General features: G+C 71.9%; 18 protein-coding genes, 1 rRNA gene and 1 pseudogene. 1 reads left to right on the plus strand and 19 read right to left on the minus strand.

Annotated features, from left to right (window positions below; all coding sequences use genetic code 11):
* The first annotated feature begins 3 nt into the window (after window positions 1–3).
* Window positions 4–360, plus strand: coding sequence for a S4 domain-containing protein (locus AB0P29_RS15555; RefSeq protein ID WP_064002377.1), 357 nt, complete (start codon window positions 4–6; stop codon window positions 358–360).
* A 78-nt stretch (window positions 361–438) separates the two neighbouring features.
* Here AB0P29_RS15555 and AB0P29_RS15560 read toward each other — a convergent pair.
* The 19 genes and pseudogenes from AB0P29_RS15560 to rrf all read right to left on the minus strand — a co-directional run.
* Window positions 439–744: pseudogene (locus AB0P29_RS15560) on the minus strand (DUF2809 domain-containing protein); the annotation flags it as partial.
* On the minus strand, window positions 741–1,646 hold the full coding sequence (locus AB0P29_RS15565) for an NUDIX hydrolase (protein ID WP_363381064.1): 906 nt from the start codon (window positions 1,644–1,646) through the stop codon (window positions 741–743). The gene AB0P29_RS15565 and the pseudogene AB0P29_RS15560, both read right to left, overlap by 4 nt.
* A gap of 155 nt (window positions 1,647–1,801) precedes the next feature.
* Window positions 1,802–3,325, minus strand: coding sequence for a ribosome biogenesis GTPase Der (der, locus tag AB0P29_RS15570; protein WP_363381067.1), 1,524 nt, complete (start codon window positions 3,323–3,325; stop codon window positions 1,802–1,804).
* Window positions 3,322–3,999: a (d)CMP kinase gene (gene cmk / locus AB0P29_RS15575; RefSeq protein WP_363381069.1), complete on the minus strand. Its 678-nt coding sequence runs from the start codon at window positions 3,997–3,999 to the stop codon at window positions 3,322–3,324. Before cmk ends, der begins: the two co-directional genes overlap by 4 nt.
* Complete coding sequence (locus tag AB0P29_RS15580; RefSeq protein WP_064002381.1) at window positions 3,992–5,107, minus strand: prephenate dehydrogenase; 1,116 nt, start codon at window positions 5,105–5,107, stop codon at window positions 3,992–3,994. Before AB0P29_RS15580 ends, cmk begins: the two co-directional genes overlap by 8 nt.
* The gene (locus tag AB0P29_RS15585) at window positions 5,104–5,886 is read right to left on the minus strand and encodes a pseudouridine synthase (RefSeq protein ID WP_217528247.1); all 783 of its coding nucleotides are present in this window, start codon (window positions 5,884–5,886) and stop codon (window positions 5,104–5,106) included. The genes AB0P29_RS15580 and AB0P29_RS15585 overlap by 4 nt, the downstream gene beginning before the upstream one ends.
* Window positions 5,883–6,503, minus strand: a complete 621-nt coding sequence (gene scpB, locus AB0P29_RS15590) for an SMC-Scp complex subunit ScpB (RefSeq protein WP_363381071.1) — start codon at window positions 6,501–6,503, stop codon at window positions 5,883–5,885. The genes AB0P29_RS15585 and scpB overlap by 4 nt, the downstream gene beginning before the upstream one ends.
* Window positions 6,493–7,347, minus strand: a complete 855-nt coding sequence (locus AB0P29_RS15595) for a ScpA family protein (RefSeq protein ID WP_363381074.1) — start codon at window positions 7,345–7,347, stop codon at window positions 6,493–6,495. Before AB0P29_RS15595 ends, scpB begins: the two co-directional genes overlap by 11 nt.
* Entirely contained in the window at window positions 7,331–8,164 is an 834-nt protein-coding gene (locus AB0P29_RS15600) for a ParA family protein (RefSeq protein WP_217529136.1), read from the minus strand. The genes AB0P29_RS15595 and AB0P29_RS15600 overlap by 17 nt, the downstream gene beginning before the upstream one ends.
* A gap of 162 nt (window positions 8,165–8,326) precedes the next feature.
* The gene (gene xerD, locus AB0P29_RS15605) at window positions 8,327–9,250 is read right to left on the minus strand and encodes a site-specific tyrosine recombinase XerD (RefSeq protein ID WP_253034389.1); all 924 of its coding nucleotides are present in this window, start codon (window positions 9,248–9,250) and stop codon (window positions 8,327–8,329) included.
* A gap of 6 nt (window positions 9,251–9,256) precedes the next feature.
* Window positions 9,257–9,907, minus strand: coding sequence for an NUDIX hydrolase (locus AB0P29_RS15610; RefSeq protein WP_363381076.1), 651 nt, complete (start codon window positions 9,905–9,907; stop codon window positions 9,257–9,259).
* 3 nt (window positions 9,908–9,910) lie between these two features.
* The gene (locus AB0P29_RS15615; RefSeq protein WP_217528255.1) at window positions 9,911–11,611 is read right to left on the minus strand and encodes a CTP synthase; all 1,701 of its coding nucleotides are present in this window, start codon (window positions 11,609–11,611) and stop codon (window positions 9,911–9,913) included.
* 58 nt (window positions 11,612–11,669) lie between these two features.
* The gene (gene recN / locus AB0P29_RS15620; protein ID WP_363381078.1) at window positions 11,670–13,364 is read right to left on the minus strand and encodes a DNA repair protein RecN; all 1,695 of its coding nucleotides are present in this window, start codon (window positions 13,362–13,364) and stop codon (window positions 11,670–11,672) included.
* Window positions 13,361–14,281 (minus strand): NAD kinase, encoded by a 921-nt coding sequence (locus AB0P29_RS15625; protein ID WP_359921254.1) that lies wholly within the window; start codon window positions 14,279–14,281, stop codon window positions 13,361–13,363. The genes recN and AB0P29_RS15625 overlap by 4 nt, the downstream gene beginning before the upstream one ends.
* Window positions 14,278–15,084: a TlyA family RNA methyltransferase gene (locus tag AB0P29_RS15630; RefSeq protein WP_311283479.1), complete on the minus strand. Its 807-nt coding sequence runs from the start codon at window positions 15,082–15,084 to the stop codon at window positions 14,278–14,280. Before AB0P29_RS15630 ends, AB0P29_RS15625 begins: the two co-directional genes overlap by 4 nt.
* Window positions 15,081–15,245 carry a hypothetical protein gene (locus AB0P29_RS15635; protein WP_157532573.1) on the minus strand — a complete coding sequence of 55 codons (165 nt, stop codon included), beginning with the start codon at window positions 15,243–15,245 and terminating at the stop codon, window positions 15,081–15,083. Before AB0P29_RS15635 ends, AB0P29_RS15630 begins: the two co-directional genes overlap by 4 nt.
* Window positions 15,246–15,290: 45 nt before the next feature.
* Window positions 15,291–16,322 (minus strand): HAD-IIA family hydrolase, encoded by a 1,032-nt coding sequence (locus AB0P29_RS15640; RefSeq protein WP_363381080.1) that lies wholly within the window; start codon window positions 16,320–16,322, stop codon window positions 15,291–15,293.
* Entirely contained in the window at window positions 16,322–17,071 is a 750-nt protein-coding gene (locus tag AB0P29_RS15645; RefSeq protein WP_363381082.1) for a hypothetical protein, read from the minus strand. The genes AB0P29_RS15640 and AB0P29_RS15645 overlap by 1 nt, the downstream gene beginning before the upstream one ends.
* A gap of 864 nt (window positions 17,072–17,935) precedes the next feature.
* A 5S ribosomal RNA gene (rrf, locus tag AB0P29_RS15650) occupies window positions 17,936–18,022 on the minus strand; the annotation flags it as partial.

The following is an 18,022-nucleotide window of genomic DNA, read 5'->3' on the forward strand; positions in this document are numbered from 1 at the left end:
GACATGGCGGATGCCGTCCGTGTGGACTCCTGGCTGTGGGCCGTCCGCGTCTACAAGACCCGCTCCGCGGCGACGACCGCCTGTCGCGCCGGACACGTCCGGGTCAACGGCGAGAAGGCGAAGGCGGCACAGCAAGTGCGTCCCGGCGATGAGCTGCGCGTGCGGATCGCCGGCTTCGACCGCATCCTCGTCGTGCGCCAGACGATCACCAAGCGCGTCGGCGCTCCGCTCGCCGCCGTCGCCGCCGAGGACCGCACCCCCGAGCGCGAACCCGTCGCCCAGATCGCCGTCCGCGACCGCGGCGCCGGACGCCCCACCAAGCGCGAGCGTCGCGACATCGAGCGGCTTCGCGGCCGCTGACCCCGCGCGGCGACGGGAGAGCGTGCGGCGAGCGACGGCATCCGCTCCGCCGAGGACGATCGCGGTCACCGCGTAGACCGCCAGGTCCCTCGGGTCGAAGGACGTGCCGAGCGCGAGGACGATCGGCGGGAACTCCGCCGCCCACCGGAGCGGCAGTCCCGTCAGCTGGAAGAGTTCGACGGCGACGCTCCAGACGAGCACGACACCAGCGGTCGCCCAGGACGGCCACCGCGGGACGAGCAGCACCAGCCCGCCCCAGATCGCGACCACGTAGAGGGCGTCGCCCGCGATGTCGGATGCCGCGCCGTCCGGCGCCGCCAGATGCACGACGAGTCCCGACACGACGGCGACGACGGCGACGCCGAGCCCGATCAGTCGTCTCACGACGGCAGCTGCCCGCGCAGCCAGGAGACGGAGTGCACGGTCCCGCCGACGCCGGTCACCCGCTCCGCGAGACCGCGATCGCTCGTCACCACGACCGCTCGCTCGCCGCGTGACACGGCCTCCGCCGTGCACTCGACGATCCGATCGTCGCCGGAGCCCGGCGCCCGGACCACCTCGACACGGCCGTGGCCGTCGGGCGCGGATCGCGCCGCCCCCTCGAGGACGGCGACCACGCGCGGGAACCACCGGTCCCCGCCGAGCCCGATCTCGGCCGCGGCCACACCATCGTCCGCGACGCGCTCGAGGCCGGCGAGGAGGCGCCCCGCGGCGCCGGCACGGTCGCGCCACCACCCGTCGGGCGTCGATCCGACGACGTTCGCCGCATCGACGATCAGCGCGACCCGGGTCGACAGCGCGGCGCGCAGCTCGGGCCAGGATCCCGCGAACCCCGGATGCAGCGGCATGTCGTCCACGCGGTCGACCGCCACCCACTCCAGGGCGTAGCTCTCGGGGTCCGCGATGACCGGCTCGAACGGGCGCACGACCACCGCGACGAGGGTCGTGTACGACCAGACACCACGATCGAGGACACTCGTGAAGAGGGGGCGCAGGGCGTCGCCGGGCACGCCGGCCTCTTCCTGCGACTCGCGGATCGCGGCATCCGTCGCGCTCTCACCCTCGTGGCGTGCTCCCCCGGGAATCCCCCACGTCCCGCCGAAGTGGCTCCACGACACCCGGTGCTGCAGCAGGATGCCGCGATCCGGGTCGTGTGCGAGCAGTCCCGCCGCTCCGAATCGGCCCCAGTACTTCTCACCGCTGTCGGCGATCACCCACGCGTCGCCGGGATCGCGCGGCCCGAGCGGGCGACGCGGCTCACCGGGATCGGGCGGGCGGATGGTCACCCGACCAGCCTCTCACGCAGCGCGCCGCGCGGCGCGGCATCCGTCACCGGCCGACGCACGCAGACGAGGAGATGACGGTTCCCGAGGACCGATCCGGACGGATGCCTCCTCGGGACGCGTCATCTCCTCGTGAAACGACGGCGAAGCGACGACGCTCAGCGCTGGCGACGCTCGCGCACCCGCATGTTCGTGACGATCGGGGTGCCCTCGAAACCGAAGATCTCGCGCAGGCGTCGCTGGATGAACCGGCGGTAGCCCGGGTCGAGGAACCCGGTCGTGAACAGCACGAATGTCGGCGGACGGGTCGAGGCCTGCGTCCCGAACAGGATGCGGGGCTGCTTGCCGCCGCGCAGCGGGTGCGGGTGCTCGGCGATGAGTTCGGCGAGGAACGCGTTGAACTTGCCGGTCGGGATGCGCTGATCCCACGACTCGAGCGCGGTCTCGAGGGCCGGGACCAGCTTGTCGAGGTGGCGGCCGGTGCGCGCCGACAGGTTGACGCGCGGCGCCCACGTGACGTGTGCGAGGTCCTGCTCGATCTCGCGCTCGAGGTACCGGCGACGGTCGGCGTTGTCCATGTCGTCGTCGTTCAGGCGGTCCCACTTGTTGAAGGCGAGGACGAGCGCGCGGCCGGACTCGAGCACCAGGTCGATGATATTGAGGTCCTGCACGCTGATCGACTCGGTCACGTCGAGAACGACGACGGCGACCTCGGCCTTCTCGAGCGCCGCGCTCGTGCGGAGCGACGCGTAGAAGTCGGCGCCCTGCTGCAGGTGCACGCGACGACGGATGCCGGCGGTGTCGACGAGACGCCACAGCTTGCCGCCGAGCTCCACGACCTCGTCGACGGGGTCGCGGGTGGTGCCGGCGAGGTCGTTGACGACGACGCGCTCCTCCCCCGCCGCCTTGTTGAGGAGCGAGGACTTGCCGACGTTCGGCCGGCCGAGGATCGCGACCCGGCGCGGTCCGCCGAGCTCGTTCTTCGCGACGGCCGAGATCTCGGGGAGCACCTTCATGACCTCGTCGAGGAGGTCCGCGACGCCGCGGCCGTGGATGGCCGAGACGGGGTGCGGCTCACCGAGGCCGAGGTTCCAGAGCGCTGCAGCCTCGGGCTCCTGGCGGGCGTCGTCGATCTTGTTGGCCACGAGGAAGACCGGCTTGTCGGTCTTGCGGAGCAGCCGGACGACCTGCTCGTCGGTCGCGGTCGCGCCCACCATGGCGTCGACGACGAACATCACGACGTCGCACAGCTCGATCGCGACCTCGGCCTGCGCGGCGACGGAACGATCGATGCCCTTCGCATCGGGCTCCCACCCGCCGGTGTCGACGAGGGTGAACCGGCGGTCCATCCACTCGGCCTTGTAGCTGACTCGGTCGCGGGTGACACCCGGCGTGTCCTCGACGACGGCCTCGCGGCGGCCGAGGATGCGGTTCACGAGCGCCGACTTGCCGACGTTCGGCCGCCCGACGATCGCGACCACCGGCAGCGCCGGCAGCATCTCGACGACCTCGCCGCCGGCGGTGAAACCGGCGAGCAGGTCGTCGTCCTCCTCGTCGAGCTCGTAGTCGGCCAGCGACGCGCGCAGGGCTGCGGCTCGCTGCTCGGCGAGTTCCTCGTCGAGGCCCGCGAGCTTCTCCTCGATCTGGTCGGGGCCGCCTTCGTATTCGTCTTCGGCGCTCATCGTGAGCCTTCCGTTCCCGACCGCACGACGGCCAGGACGGCGTCGACGGTCTGTGCGAAGTCCAGGTCGGTCGAGTCGACGACCGTCACGCCGGGTGCGGCGGTGAGGAAGTCGACGACCTGGGAGTCGGATGCGTCGCGCTTGTGCAGCGCGGCGGCGACAGCCGCGGCATCCTGAGTGGTCAATTCGGCGCTGCGCCGGGCGGCGCGCACCTCGGGGGCGGCGGTCAGCAGGATCCGCACGGGGGCGTCAGGGGCGACGACGGTCGTGATGTCGCGGCCCTCGACGATGACGCCGGGGCGGCCGGACTCGGCCACGAGCCGCCGGAACAGGACGTTGACCTGCTCGCGGATGACCGGCACCCGCGCGACACCGCTCACGGCGGAGCTGACGCGCGGTTCGCGGATCGCCTCGGTCACCGAGGCCTGACCCACGCGCACCCAGTAGTCGTCGGGGTCGAGCGAGATCGCGTAGTCGAAGTCGCCGGCGGCGTCCACGACGGCCGCGGCGTCCGACGTGTCGGCGCCGTGCTCGAGGACATGCCAGGCGAGCGCGCGGTAGGCCGCCCCCGTGTCGAGGTAGCCGAAGCCGAGCCGCCGGGCGGCCTCCTTCGACACGCTGGACTTGCCGCTGCCGGCGGGTCCGTCGATGGCGATCGTGATCGGGTCAGTCATTGAGGCTCGCAATCTTCCACCCGCGCGCCGCGAGTCCGTCGGTGGCGACGGTCACGGCGGACGGGACGACACTGATCTCGCCGAGGCCGAACTGGGCTCCGGGCGAGTGCTCGAGACGGAAGTCCTCGACGTTGACGTCGAGTTCGCCGAGGTCGCCGAACAGGCGCCCCAACTGGCCGGGGGTGTCGTCGACCATGACGACGACCGTCTCGAAACGGCGGTTCTGACCGTGCTTGCCGGGCAAGCGCTCGACGCCTTCGTTGCCGCGACGGATCGTGTCGGCGACCGCGCGGCGCGCGCCGGGCGCATCCGGGTCGCGGAGCGCACGGGCGACTCCGGCCAGGTCGGCGGCGAGGGCGTCGAGCACCTCGACGACGGGGTCGGCGTTGGCGCCGAGGATCTGCACCCACAGTTCGGGGGCGGATGCCGCGATACGGGTGGTGTCGCGCACTCCCTGCCCGGCCAGGCGCAGCGAGGCGTCCTCGGCCCCGACGAACCGGCCGGCGAGGAGGGATGCCACGAGCTGCGGCACGTGCGAGACGAGGGCGACCGAGCGGTCGTGCTCCTCGGGGGTCATCTCGATGAGGCTGGCACCGAGGTCGAGGGCGAGCCCCTCCACGACGGCGAGGTCGCGCGCGGAGGTCTCCTCGTCGCGGCAGATGACCCACGGGCGACCGAAGAAGATGTCGGCGCGAGCGGCGATCGCGCCGCCCCGTTCGCGTCCGGCCATCGGGTGGGAGCCGATGTAGCGCGAGAGGTCGACACCGCGCTCCCGCAGCGTCAGCAGCGGTTCGAGCTTGACGCTCGCGACATCGGTGACGACCGCGTCGGGGAAGGCGCCGAGCTCGCGCTCGATGACGTCCGCCGTCACGTCCGGCGGCACCGCCACGACGACGAGATCCGGACGGTCGTCGTCGCGCGCCAGCCGGCCGGCGCCGTAATCGACGGCGAGGCGCAGCTGGGCGGGCGAGGCGTCCGCGAGGACGACGTCGACGCCGAGGGCGCGCAGCGCGTGCCCGATGCTCGAGCCCAGCAGGCCCGCACCGACGATGCGGACGAGACCGCTCGTGCGGACCGCGCGGGCGCGCGCGTCGATGGCGTCGGTCACAACTGCTCCTGAGTGGGATCCCCGGGCGGGGTGTCCGCCTGGCGCGCGAGAGTCAGCAGCGCACCACGCTCCACTGTAGTCAACTCGCGTGCCCGGCCCGCTGGGAGCGTGCCCAGGTGCAACGGACCGAACTGGCGGCGGACGAGCTCCTGCACCGGGTGGCCGACCGCAGCCATCATGCGGCGGACGATGCGGTTGCGCCCCGAGTGCAGGGTCAGCTCGACGAGGCTCGTGTCGCCGCTCGCGTCGAGCAGCCGGGCCTTGTCGGCGGCGATCGGGCCGTCCTCGAGGTCGATGCCCTTCGTCAGCTGCGCGATCGTCTGCGGCAGCACGCGGCCGGTGACTTTCGCGATGTAGACCTTCGTGACGCCGAAGGAGGGGTGCGCGAGGACGTGGGCGAGCTCGCCGTCGTTGGTGAGGACGAGCAGGCCGCTCGTCTCGGCATCCAATCGGCCCACGTTGTAGAGGCGCTCGGGCCAGTCCTTCGTGAAGCGCCGGAGGTCGGGGCGACCCTGGTCGTCCTTCATGGAGGAGACGACACCGGTCGGCTTGTTGAGGATGACGTAGCGCTTGCTCGTGTCGAGCTGTACCGCGGTCCCGTCGACGTCGACCAGGTCGTGCGCGGGGTCGATGCGCGAGCCCAGTTCGGTCACGACGACGCCGTTGACCCGCACCCGGCCCTCGACGATGTACTGCTCGCAGACGCGCCGCGAGGCGACGCCCGCGCCCGCGAGCACCTTCTGCAGCCGGACCCGGTTCTCGTCGGACTGGTCGTTCATCGGATGGTCTCTCCTTCGAATCCCGCGGAGCCGTCGTCCAGCAGCGGGGAGATGGGGGGCAGCTCGTCGAGGGAGTTGATCCCCAGGTGTCCGAGCAGCGCGTCGGTGGTGCGGTAGTTGATGGCGCCCGTCTCGGGGTCGGTGAACGCCTCGGTGATGAGGCCGCGCGCGAGCAGCGTCCGGACGACGGAGTCGACGTTCACCGCGCGGATCGAGGCGACCTGGCTGCGCGACACGGGCTGCTTGTAGGCGATGACGGCGAGGGTCTCGAGCGCGGCCTGCGACAGCCGCGACGGCGCCTGGCCGTTGACGAACTCGGCGACCAGGTCGTCGTGCTCCTCGCGGACGTAGAACCGCCAGCCCCCGCCGACCTCCCGCAGCTCGAAGCCGCGGCGCGGCCCCGACCGATCGCCGTCGTAGTCGGCGACGAGCTCCTCGATCGCCCGGCGGACCGAAGCGACGGGCGCACCGACGGCCGCCGCGAGCGAGACGAGGCTCTGCGGCTCGTCGATGATCATGAGGATCGCCTCGAGACGCCGCGCGATGTCGGCGGGCTCCTGCGAACGGGGCGGCGCCTCGGCCTCGTCGGCATCGACGCCGGCGGTGTCATCGGTCATAGTCGGCTCCCAGGGTGGCGAGGTTCTCTTCGGACCACCGCTCGGCGGTCCAGCGCAGGGTCAGCTCCCCCAACGGCTCGAGCTGCTCGAACGAGAGCGCGGCGTGGCGGTAGAGCTCGAGGACGGCGATGAAGCGCGCGACGACGACACCGGTCTGGGTCACCCCGGCGACGAGGTCGCGGAAGTTGAGCTGGCCCGCGTCGCGCAGAAGCGTCACCACGACGGCGGCCTGCTCGCGGATCGACACTAGCGGCGCGTGCAGGTGGTCGAGCCCGACGTGCGGGATCTCCTTCGGCGCGAAGGCGAGCACGGCGATGGCGGCGAAGTCCTCGGGCGAGAGCGTCCACACCAGCTCGGGGACCGCCCGGCGGTGCTTCTCGTCGAGGCGCACGGCACGCGTGTGACGTCTGCCCTCGCGCTCGAGGCAGCGCGCGAACCACGCGGACACCTCCTTGAACGCGCGGTACTGCAGCAGACGCGCGAACAGCAGGTCGCGCGCCTCGAGGAGGGCGACCGACTCGGCATCCACCAGTTCGCCCTGCGGCAGCAGACCCGCGACCTTCATGTCGAGCAGCGTCGCCGCGACGACGAGGAACTCGGATGCCTGGTCGAGCTCGGCGTCGTCGTCGAGGCCCTTCAGGTAGGAGATGAACTCGTCGGTCACTTTGCTGAGCGAGACCTCGGTGATGTCGAGCTCGTGCTTCGAGATCAGGGTCAGCAGCAGGTCGAAGGGACCGTCGAAGTTGCCGAGGGAGACGCGGAACCGGTCGCCGCCGGTCTCGGTCGTGTCCGCCTCGGAAGGCGCGGCGTCGGCGTCCGGGACGTCCTCAGGCGACGGCGCCACGGGCGACCAGCTCCCGCGCGAGGCGCAGGTACGCCTGGGCGGCGGAGTGCTCGGGAGCGAACTTCGTGATCGGCACGCCGGCGACCGAGGCGTCGGGGAACTTCACCGTGCGGCCGATCACCGTCTCGAGCACGTCGTCGCCGAACGCATCGACGACCCGCTCGAGGACCTCGCGCGAGTGCAGCGTGCGAGGGTCGTACATCGTGGCGAGCACGCCGTCGAGCTGGATGGCGGGGTTCAGCCGGTCACGCACCTTGTCGATGGTCTCGATGAGCAGTGCGACGCCGCGGAGCGCGAAGAACTCGCACTCGAGCGGGATGAGGACGCCGTGGCTCGCGGTCAGGGCGTTGACCGTCAGTAGCCCGAGCGAGGGCTGGCAGTCGATGAGGATGACGTCGTAGTCCCCCGCGACCTTGCGCAGGACGCGGGCGAGGATCGTCTCGCGGGCGACCTCGTTGACGAGGTGCACTTCGGCGGCCGACAGGTCGATGTTGGCGGGGAGGATGTCGAGGCCGTCGACGGACGTCGTGACGATGACCTCGTTCGGGTCGCGCTTCGGGTCGAGGAGCAGGTCGTAGATCGTCGCGGTCTCGTGCGTCTGCACGCCGAGCCCGGCCGACAGCGCGCCCTGCGGGTCGAAGTCGACCGCCAGCACGCGGCGACCGTACGACGCGAGACCGGCCGCCAGGTTGATGGTGGTCGTCGTCTTGCCGACGCCGCCCTTCTGGTTGCACAGCGAGATGATGCGCGCGGGCCCGTGGCCGTCGAGCTTCGGAGGGGTCGGGAAGCCGTGGTACGGACGTCCCGTCGGCCCCATCGGGGTGTCGGTCGCCGAACCCGCCGCCGTCGATGCGCCGGTGGCCTCCGCCGTGCTCCGCTTGCTCGCCACTGATCTCCTGCCTTCGCCGTGCTCACCCGAGTCTAGTCACCGCCGCGGCCCCGACGAGGGAGCGACTCCCCCGCAGTGCCCGCCCCGGGTTCAGCGGGCGCGCGGATGCGACGTGAGGTACACGTCGCGCAGCGCGTCCACCGTGACGTGGGTGTAGATCTGCGTCGTCGCGACGGAGGCGTGACCGAGCAGCTCCTGCACGACGCGGACGTCAGCCCCGCCCTGCAGCAGGTGGGTCGCGAACGAGTGGCGCAGCGTGTGCGGTGAGACGTGGGCCGTGATGTTCGCGCGTTCCGCCGCCTGCTGGATCACGAGCCACGCGCTCTGCCGCGACAGGGGCGCGCCGCGCGCGCCCAGGAACGCCCGCGGCGTCGCCCGGCCGCGTCGGGAGAGCTCGGGTCGCGCCCGGGTCAGGTACGCGTCGACCGAGGCCCGCGCGTACGACCCGACCGGCACGACCCGTTCCTTCGACCCCTTGCCGCGCACCCGCAGCACGTCACCGTGCCGGAGGTCGTCGACGTCGAGATCGACGATCTCCGACACCCGTGCGCCGGTCGCGTACAGGAGTTCGAGCAGCGCCCGGTCGCGGAGCCCGATGAGCTCGCCCGGTGCGGCGTCCTCGGGCGCGGGGCCGGCGGCATCCAAGAGCCGGATCACGTCGTCGACCGGCAGCGCCTTCGGCAGGCGCATCGGCGCTTTCGGGGGGCGCAGCCGGCTCGTCGGATCCTCCGTCGCGATCCCCTCGCGGGCGAGGAAACGATGGAAGCTGCGGACGGCGGACTGCAGACGGGCGAGAGAGGTGGAGGCCGGGGGCGGATCGGATGCCGCCCGCTCGGCCGCGAACCTCGTGACGAGCTCGGTCGTCACGCCGTCGGTGTCGACGACGTCATGACTCCCGAGCCAGTCGAGGTAACCCGCGAGGTCACGCCGGTAGGCGGCCACCGTGTGTGCGGACAGCCCCCGCTCGATCGTGATGTGCCGGAGGAACGCGTCGACGGCGCGCGCGAGCCTCACGGGGTCTCAGGCCTGCGGTCGATCCGCGCCCACGGGGCGCGAGCGTCCGGGCCAGGGGGCGTCCGGCGCACCGAGCGTCGTCCAGTCGCGTGCGTGGCCGGCAGCGGCGGCGAGGGCGGCGATGACGAGCGACGGGTTCTGCAGCCGGCGCGCGAGGACCGCGTCCACGACCTCGTCGAGGGGCACCCACCGCACCTCGATGTCGGCCTCCTCGTCGGTGCGGGCGAACACCTCGGGCGCGTCGGCGAGGCCACGGGCGAGGTAGATGCGGATCGCCTCGTCGCTCCCGCCGGGGCTCGTGAAGAAGTCGGACAGCACGTTCCACTGCTGAGCGGTGAGATCGGCCTCCTCGGCGAGCTCGCGCTTGGCTGCCTCGAGGGGGTCCTCCCCCGGCACGTCGAGGAGGCCCGCCGGGATCTCCCAGTCGCGGAACCCGACGGGATGCCGGTACTGCCGGATCAGCAGCACACGGCCCTCCTCGTCGAGAGCCAGCACGGCGACCGCGCCGGTGTGGTCGACGTACTCCCGCACGATCGTCCCGTCGCCGTAGGTGAACTCGTCGCGGCGCAGGTTCCAGACGCGGCCTTCGTAGACCATGTCGCTGCGGGTCACCGTGACGGCGACGGCGTCGTCCTGCAGGGCGGCGGCATCCGTCACGGGTCAGTCCTCGTTCTCGACGTCGAACAGCTCGCTCGCGCGGTGCCGCTCGAGAGCCGCGGCGATGAGGCCGCGGAACAGCGGGTTGGCCTCGGTCGGACGCGAGCGGAGCTCGGGGTGCGCCTGAGTCGCGATGTAGTACGGGTGCACGTCCCGCGGCAGCTCGACGTACTCGACGAGGTCGAGGTCGGGGTTGAGGCCCGAGAACCACAGGCCCGCATCCGCGATCTGCTGGCGGTAGGCGTTGTTGACCTCGTAGCGGTGGCGGTGACGCTCGGTGGCGCGGTTCGAGCCGTACAGCTCGGCCGCGAGCGATCCTTCGGCCAGCGCGGCCTCGTACAGGCCGAGGCGCATGGTGCCGCCCATGTCGCCGCGGTCGAGGATGTCGACCTGCTCGGCCATCGTCGCGATGACCGGGTGCGGGGTCTCGGGGTCGAACTCGCTCGACGAGGCGCCCTCGATGCCGGCGACGTGGCGGGCGTACTCGATCACCATGCACTGCAGGCCGAGGCAGATGCCGAGCGTCGGCAGCCCCTGCTCGCGGGCGAACTTCAGGGCGCCCAGCTTGCCCTCGATGCCGCGGATGCCGAAGCCGCCGGGGATCACGATGCCGTCGACGGCCGACAGGGCCTTCGCGGCGCCTTCGGGCGTCTCGCAGAGGTCGGAGGGGATCCACACGATCTGGACCTTCGTCTCCTGCGCGAAGCCGCCGGCCTTGAGCGCCTCGGTGACCGAGAGGTACGCGTCGGGCAGGTCGATGTACTTGCCGACGAGCCCGACGGTGACCTCGTGCTTCGGGTTGTGGACGGCGTTCAGGACCTTGTTCCAGCGGGTCCAGTCGATGTCGCCCGCCTTCGCGCCGAGGCCGAGGCGACGGACGATGTAGGCGTCGAGGCCCTGATCGCTCAGCGTCGAGGGGATGTCGTAGATGCTCGGCAGGTCGACGGTGTTGATGACCGCGTCCTCGTCGACGTCGCACATGAGCGCGATCTTGCGCTTGTTCGACTCCGTCACCGGGCGGTCGCTGCGCAGGACCAGTGCATCGGGCTGGATGCCGATGGAGCGCAGCATCGCGACCGAGTGCTGCGTGGGCTTCGTCTTCTGCTCCCCCGAGGCGCCCATGAAGGGCACGAGCGAGACGTGCACGAAGAAGACGTTGTCGCGGCCGAGCTCGTGGCGGATCTGCCGCGCCGACTCGATGAACGGCTGCGACTCGATGTCACCGACGGTGCCGCCGACCTCGGTGATGATGACGTCGGGGCGGGGCTCTTCGCTCGCCTGCAGCCGCATCCGTCGCTTGATCTCGTCGGAGATGTGCGGGATGACCTGGACGGTGTCGCCGAGGTACTCGCCGCGGCGCTCCTTGGCGATGACCTCGGAGTAGATCTGACCCGTGGTCACGTTCGCCGCCTGGCTCAGCTCGATGTCGAGGAAGCGCTCGTAGTGGCCGATGTCGAGGTCGGTTTCGGCGCCGTCGTCGGTGACGAAGACCTCACCGTGCTGGAACGGGTTCATCGTCCCCGGGTCGACGTTCAGGTACGGGTCGAGCTTCTGCATGACGACGCGCAGGCCGCGAGCGGTGAGCAGATTGCCGAGGCTGGCGGCGGTCAGGCCCTTGCCGAGAGACGAAACGACACCACCCGTCACGAAGATGTGCTTGGTGATGTCGTTGTTTTTGCGTCCCGCGCCCGAAGAGTCCGTCACGGGCTTTCACTCTATCAGCCCCGTCGGGTGCCCCGCCCGGAGTGCGAGCGGGTGTCGCTCAGCGGGCGCGGCCGAGCGCGAGGAGTTCGCGCGCGTGGTCGAGCGCGACCTCCGAGTCGGCCATGCCCGAGAGCAGCCGCGCCATCTCGGCCGCCCGTTCCTCGCCCTCGAGCCGCCGCACGCTCGACGCGGTCACCGACCCGTCGTTGGCCTTGACGACCGAGAGGTGGTTGCCGGCGAACGCGGCGACCTGGGCGAGGTGGGTGACGGCGATCACCTGGCTCGTCTCCGCGAGCTTCGCGAGCCGCCGGCCGACCTCGATCGCCGCAGCGCCGCCGATGCCGGCATCCACCTCGTCGAAGACGAACGTCGGAACGGGGTCGGTCGCGGCGATGACGACCTCGATGGCCAGCATGACCCGGCTGAGTTCGCCGCCCGACGCGCCGCGCGCGACGGGACGGGGCGACGCGCCCGGATGCGGCGCGAGCTGGATCGTGACGACGTCGCGACCGTGCGCGGCCTCGGGGCCGGGCTCGACGGCGACGGTCACGGTGGCGTCGGGCAGGGCGAGGTGACGGAGCTCGTCGGTGACCGCCTCCCCCAGACGGGATGCCGCCGCTCGCCGCGCGTCGGTCAGCTCCGTCGCGCGCGCGTCGAGCTCATCGCGCAGCCGGTCCCGTTCGGCCGTCAGCCGGTCGATGCGGTCGCCGTCGTCGTCGAGCTCGGCCAGGCGCGCGGAGCCGGAGGCGAGCAGTTCGAGGGCGGCCTCGAGCGAGCCGTGCACGCGGACGAGCCCGTTCAGGGCCGCCCGGCGCTCCTCGACGGCCGCGAGTTCGTGGGGGCCGCCCTCGTCGAGGTCGGCGAGGTAGCCGCTCAGCTCACCCGCGACGTCGGCGACGCGGTACCCGAGCTCCTCGATGACGGCGGCGTGAGCGCGCAGCGCCTCGTCGGACCCGGCCGCGCGCTCGAGCGCGCGACGCGCCTCGGCGAGCAGCCCCTGTACGTCGGGCAGATCCTCTTCGGTTGACAGCGCGGCGTGCGCCGTCGCCGCCGCCAGCCGCAGCTCCTCGGCGTTGGCGAGGCGCTCGGCGCGCTGCGCGAGCTCCGTGTCCTCACCGGGCTGGGGGTCGACCGCCTCGATGTCCGCGATCGCGGCGCGCAACTCCTCCGCCTCGCGGACGCGAGCATCCTGTTCGGTCGTCAGGGTCTCGAGGTCTGCGGCGGCGGTGCGCCAGGCATCCCACACCGCGCGGTAGCGCTCCTGCGCCTCGGCGACCGGAGCACCGCCGAACCGGTCGAGCGCCTCGCGCTGCGCGGCGGCCGACGTGAGCCGCAGCTGGTCGGACTGACCGTGGACGACGACGAGCTGGTCCGCGAGGTCGGCGAGCACGCCGGCCGGAGCGGTGCGGCCGCCGACTGTCGCGCGGCTGCGGCCCTCGCTCGAGAGCGTGCGCCCGAGGTAGAGCTCGGCGCGGCCGTCCCCGAGGGGTTCGATGTCGCCCCCGGCATCCCGCACCCGCTCGACGACGGGGCCGTCGTCGGGCACGATCCACACGCCGTCGACCGCGGCCTGCTCGGCACCGGCGCGGACCGCGCCGGAATCGGCCCGCTGGCCGAGCAGCAGGCCGAGGCCCGTGACGACCATCGTTTTGCCGGCGCCCGTCTCACCGGTGATCGCCGTGAAGCCGGGACCGATCGGCAGGGTCGCCCCCGCGATGACCCCGAGGTCGCGGAGGCGGATCTGCTCGATCACGGCGTCGCCTCCGTGGCACCCCGCCAGCCCGCGACGGGCAGCTGGAACTTGCGGACGAGCCGATCGGTGAAGACCGACGGATGCAGTCGCGCGAGGCGCACGGGGCGCGTGGACCGTCGCACCACGACCCGCGCTCCCGGCGGCAGGTCGTGCGAACGGCGGCCGTCGCTCCACAGCACGGCGCGGCCCTGGTTGCGCTCGAGGACGTCGATCGACACGGAGGTCTCGGGTCCCAGCACGACCGGCCGTGCGAACAGCGCGTGCGCCGACAGCGGCACGAGGCACAGCGCCTGCACCGACGGCCAGACGACGGGTCCGCCGGCCGAGAAGTTGTAGGCCGTCGAGCCCGTCGGGGTCGCGACGACGACGCCGTCGCAGCCGAACGACGACAGCGGACGACCGTCGATCTCGATCATCACCTCGAGCATGCGCTCCCGGGACGCTTTCTCCACGGTCGCCTCGTTGAGCGCCCAGGTCCGGTACACGACGGCGTCCTGCGCGTCGCGCACCTCGACCGACAGCGTCATCCGCTCGTGGATCTCGTAGTCGCGCGCGAGCGCACGACCGATCGCCTCGTCGATGTCGTCCGCCTCGAGTTCGGCGAGGAAGCCGACGTGCCCCATGTTGACGCCCAGGATCGGGACGGATGCCGCGCGCACCAGCTCGGCGGCGCGCAGGATCGTGCCGTCGCCGCCCAGGACGATCGCGACCTCGATGTCGGTGACGTCGACGCCGCCCTCGCCGAGGACCGCCGTGTCGAGGTCGCCGAGGACCGCCGCGAGTTCCGGATCGTCGCCGGGGACGACGGGCTGCAGACCGGCCGCGTGCACGGCGGCGACGACGCGCCGCGCGCCCTCGACGGTGTTCTCCCGCAGCGCGTGCGCCACCACGAGGATGTTGCGCGTCGCGTCGGTCATGCGGCTCCCGCCAGTCGGTTCACGGTGTCCAACCATTGTGTCGGATTCGCGTCGTCGGTCGTCCCGGGACGCAGGTGGATGAGGAACTCCCGATTGCCGTGGGTGCCCGCGATCGGCGACGCGATGACGCCGTGCGTGCCGAGGCCGGCGTCCCACGCCGACCAGAGGACGGTCGCGACGGCGTCTGCTCGGCGCCCGGCATCCGTCACCAGTCCTTCCCGCACGCCCGTGCGGCCGACCTCGAACTGGGGCTTCACGAGCAGGACGAGATCGGCGTCCGCCGCGCAGACCGCCGCCGCAGCCGGCAGGACGTGAGTGAGGGAGATGAACGAGAGGTCGCCCGTGACGAGCGAGGGGACGTCGGCGGCGCCGGCCGCCTCGGCAAGCGACGCGGCGGTCATGTGCCGGACGTTGAACCCCTCGACCGCGACGACCTCGGGAAGGGCGGCGATGTCGGCGGCGAGCTGTCCGTGCCCGACGTCGACGGCCAGCACGCGGACGGCGCCCCGCTCGACGAGCACCTGCGTGAATCCGCCCGTCGACGCGCCCATGTCGAGCGCGACGCGGCCCCGCGGGTCGACCGCGAACGCGTCGAGCGCCGCGATCAGCTTGTGCGCGGCGCGACTGACGTAGTGATCGGATGCCGCGACCTCGATCAGCTGATCGTCACCGACCTTGACCGACGACTTCACGACCGGCTGACCGTCGACGCTCACGAGTCCGGCGTCGATGAGCTGCGCCGCGTGCGTGCGCGAGCGTGCGAGTCCGCGGGCGGCGACGGCCGCGTCGAGACGGGTCGTCATGCGTGGGTGTCGCGCGGGCCCGACTCGAGGCGCTTGGCCAGCTCGTCGTGCAGGAGCGCGTAGGCGGCGGCCCGTTCGGCGAGGGGCTGATCCTCGATGACCTCGAGCGTCGAGAGCAGGTCTTCGCGGCGGACCGGACCGTCAGCGGCATCCATCGACATGCGTCCCACCCTACGCGGCGCGACGGCTGCCGCGGGCGGGCGTGCTCAGCGGCGGTGGAACGGGTCGGCGTAGAGCTGTTCGGGCACCCGGAAGCCGTAGATCGCGCGCCCGGTGTTCCAGATCGCCGCGGCACCGGCACGGACGAGATCGATCGGACGGTCCCCCGCGGACAGGATGTGGACGTCCGGGCCGTCGATGCGGACCGACGCGCCGCCGACCGTCGTGACGTCGCCTTTGACGATCGTCTCGGGGTACGGCTCGTGCAGTTCCCGGAGGTCCCCCACGATGAACGTCGGGCGCGACACCGTCGGTGCGGCGAGCACGTGCTTCGGCCGGTCGATGCCGGTCAGGACCAGGACGGAGTCAATCCCCGCCGCCTGCGCGCCGGCGATGTCGGTGTCGAGCCGGTCGCCGATGAAGAGCGGATGCCGCGCCCCGAATCGCGCGACGGCCTCGTCGAAGATCGGCCGTTCGGGCTTGCCGGCGACCGTCGCGAGGCGACCGACGGCGGTGTGGACGGCCGAGACCAGGGTTCCGTTGCCCGGCGCGATACCTCGGGCCTGCGGGATGGTCCAGTCCGTGTTGGTCGCGATCCACGGGATCCCGCCCTGGTCCTCGGGGAGGGCGAGCGCGTAGGCCGCTTCGGCGAGCTGAGCCCAGCCGACCTCCGGGGCGAATCCCTGCACGACGGCCGCGGGCCGGTCGTCGGCGCTGCGGGTGACGGTGAACCCGGCCTTCTCGAGTTCGTACACGAGACCGTCGCCGCCGACCACGAGAACAGTCGCGCCCTCCGGCACGCGGTCGCGCAGCAGGCGGACAGCCGCTTGGGGGCTCGTCACGACCTCGTGGGGCTGCGTCTCGAGGCCGAGCCCGGTGAGGTGCCCGGCGACGACGCTGTCGCGTCGCGACGCGTTGTTGGTGATGTAGCCGAGGGGACGGTCCGCCCGGGCCCGTGTCAGACTCTCGACGGCGTGCGGAATCGCACCGTCACCGGCGTAGACGACGCCGTCGAGGTCGGCGAGGATCAGATCGACGCCGTTGAGCGGCGTCGGACGAGAGCGCGAGAACAGCCCCATCAGGCGCGCTCCCCCGGGCCGTCCTCCTGACCGGATGCCACATCGCCGGCCGGCTCATCGGTCTCGATCTCGTCGATTTCGGCCGGCCCATCGGTCTCGATCTCGTCGATCTCGTCGATCTCGATGGTCTCGGAGTCGGCGTCAATCTCGCCGAGAACCGCGGCGGCGACGTCGGCCCGCTGCTGCCACTGGGCGGCTTCGTCGTCACGACCGAGCTCCTCGAGCACGGCTGCGCGTGCGGCGAAGAGGCCCGGGCTCCACGGGTAGGCGGTGTCGGGGTCGAGTTCGGGGATGTCCAGCTCCTGCAGCGCCCGCTCGGGTTCGCCGAGGTCGAGGCGCGCCCCGGACATCGCGATCGCGAGCTCGACGCGGACCTCGGTCGGCAGGCTTGCGCGGTCGACCGCGCGTCCCACTTCGAGCGCGCGGTCCGGCCGACCGACGCCACGCTCACTGTCGACCATGAGCGCGATCTGGTCGTCGCGACCCGAGATCCGTCGGAACGTCCGCAGCTCGCGGAGCGCGAGGGCGAAGTCGCCCACGGCGTAGGCCGTGATCGCGACGGTCTCGCGGACGACGGCGATGCGACCGGCGCTTCGGGATGCCGCGAGAGCGTGCTCGTGTGCGAGCGCAGGATCCTCGTCGATGAGACGCGCGGCCATCGCGAGGTGCCGGGCGACCTGTTCGGCGTTGTCCTTGCTCAGGGTCTTCAGCTCGTTGCGCGCGGCACCGTTGAGGTCGCGGGCCGTCACGTCGTCGGGGACGACCGGTCCGGCGGGGACGTTCCTGCGGTCCGAACCCTGCGGCGGGCGCGAGGCGCGACGGTCGCCGTCACGCCCCTCGAAGGAGCGACGCTCGCCGTCACGGCGCGGGTACGAGGGTCGGTCCCCGTCTCGACGCGGGTACGAAGGCCGCTCGCCGTCGCGCTTCGGGTACGAGGGCCGGTCACCATCACGGCGCGGGTACGACGGCCGGACATCATCACGGCGCGGGTACGAACGACGCTCCCCGTCGCGCTTCGGGTACGAAGGCCGGTCCCCATCGCGCTTCTCGAACGGACGACGCTCACCATCGCGCTTCGGGTACGAGGGCCGGTCACCTTCACGGCGCGGGTACGACGGCCGATCGCCGTCACGCTTCTCGAACGGACGACGCTCCCCATCGCGCTTCGGGTACGAGGGCCGGTCACCTTCACGGCGCGGGTACGACGGCCGATCACCATCACGCTTCTCGTACGGACGACGCTCACCGTCACGCTTCGGATACGACGGACGATCTCCATCACGCTTCTCGTACGGACGACGCTCACCATCGCGCTGCGGGTACGAAGGACGGTCACCATCACGACGGGGGTACGACGGACGGCCCCCGTCCCGCTTCTCGTACGGACGACGCTCGCCGTCACGACGCTCGGGTGCGCGACGCTCGCGATCGGTGGGCTCCGACCGCCCGCGATCCCGCGGTCGCTCGTCTCGCGATCGCGAGGAAGCAGGCGTGAACTTCCGCTTACCGCCCGACCGTCCTGGGCGCTCTTCGTCCGTCATCTTCTCTGTCCTCCCACGTACGCGTTAACGAGAAATGGCCACCCAACTCTGGGTGGCCATTTCACGAAAGAAGTCCGGCGGTGTCCTACTCTCCCACAGGGTCCCCCCTGCAGTACCATCGGCGCTGTGAGGCTTAGCTTCCGGGTTCGGAATGTGACC

Source organism: Microbacterium sp. NPDC080220 (assembly GCF_040686395.1).
GTDB lineage: Bacteria > Actinomycetota > Actinomycetes > Actinomycetales > Microbacteriaceae > Microbacterium > Microbacterium gawkjiense.

Coding starts and splice junctions, on each gene's coding strand:
- AB0P29_RS15635 (WP_157532573.1), bottom strand. CDS start 15,245: ATGTCGATGGATGCCGCTGACGGTCCGGTCCGCCGCGAAGACCTGCTC.
- AB0P29_RS15600 (WP_217529136.1), bottom strand. CDS start 8,164: ATGGGGCCGACGGGACGTCCGTACCACGGCTTCCCGACCCCTCCGAAG.
- AB0P29_RS15555 (WP_064002377.1), top strand. CDS start 4: ATGGCGGATGCCGTCCGTGTGGACTCCTGGCTGTGGGCCGTCCGCGTC.
- AB0P29_RS15625 (WP_359921254.1), bottom strand. CDS start 14,281: ATGACCGACGCGACGCGCAACATCCTCGTGGTGGCGCACGCGCTGCGG.
- AB0P29_RS15630 (WP_311283479.1), bottom strand. CDS start 15,084: ATGACGACCCGTCTCGACGCGGCCGTCGCCGCCCGCGGACTCGCACGC.
- scpB (WP_363381071.1), bottom strand. CDS start 6,503: ATGACCGATGACACCGCCGGCGTCGATGCCGACGAGGCCGAGGCGCCG.
- AB0P29_RS15585 (WP_217528247.1), bottom strand. CDS start 5,886: ATGAACGACCAGTCCGACGAGAACCGGGTCCGGCTGCAGAAGGTGCTC.
- cmk (WP_363381069.1), bottom strand. CDS start 3,999: ATGACTGACCCGATCACGATCGCCATCGACGGACCCGCCGGCAGCGGC.
- der (WP_363381067.1), bottom strand. CDS start 3,325: ATGAGCGCCGAAGACGAATACGAAGGCGGCCCCGACCAGATCGAGGAG.
- AB0P29_RS15640 (WP_363381080.1), bottom strand. CDS start 16,322: ATGGGGCTGTTCTCGCGCTCTCGTCCGACGCCGCTCAACGGCGTCGAT.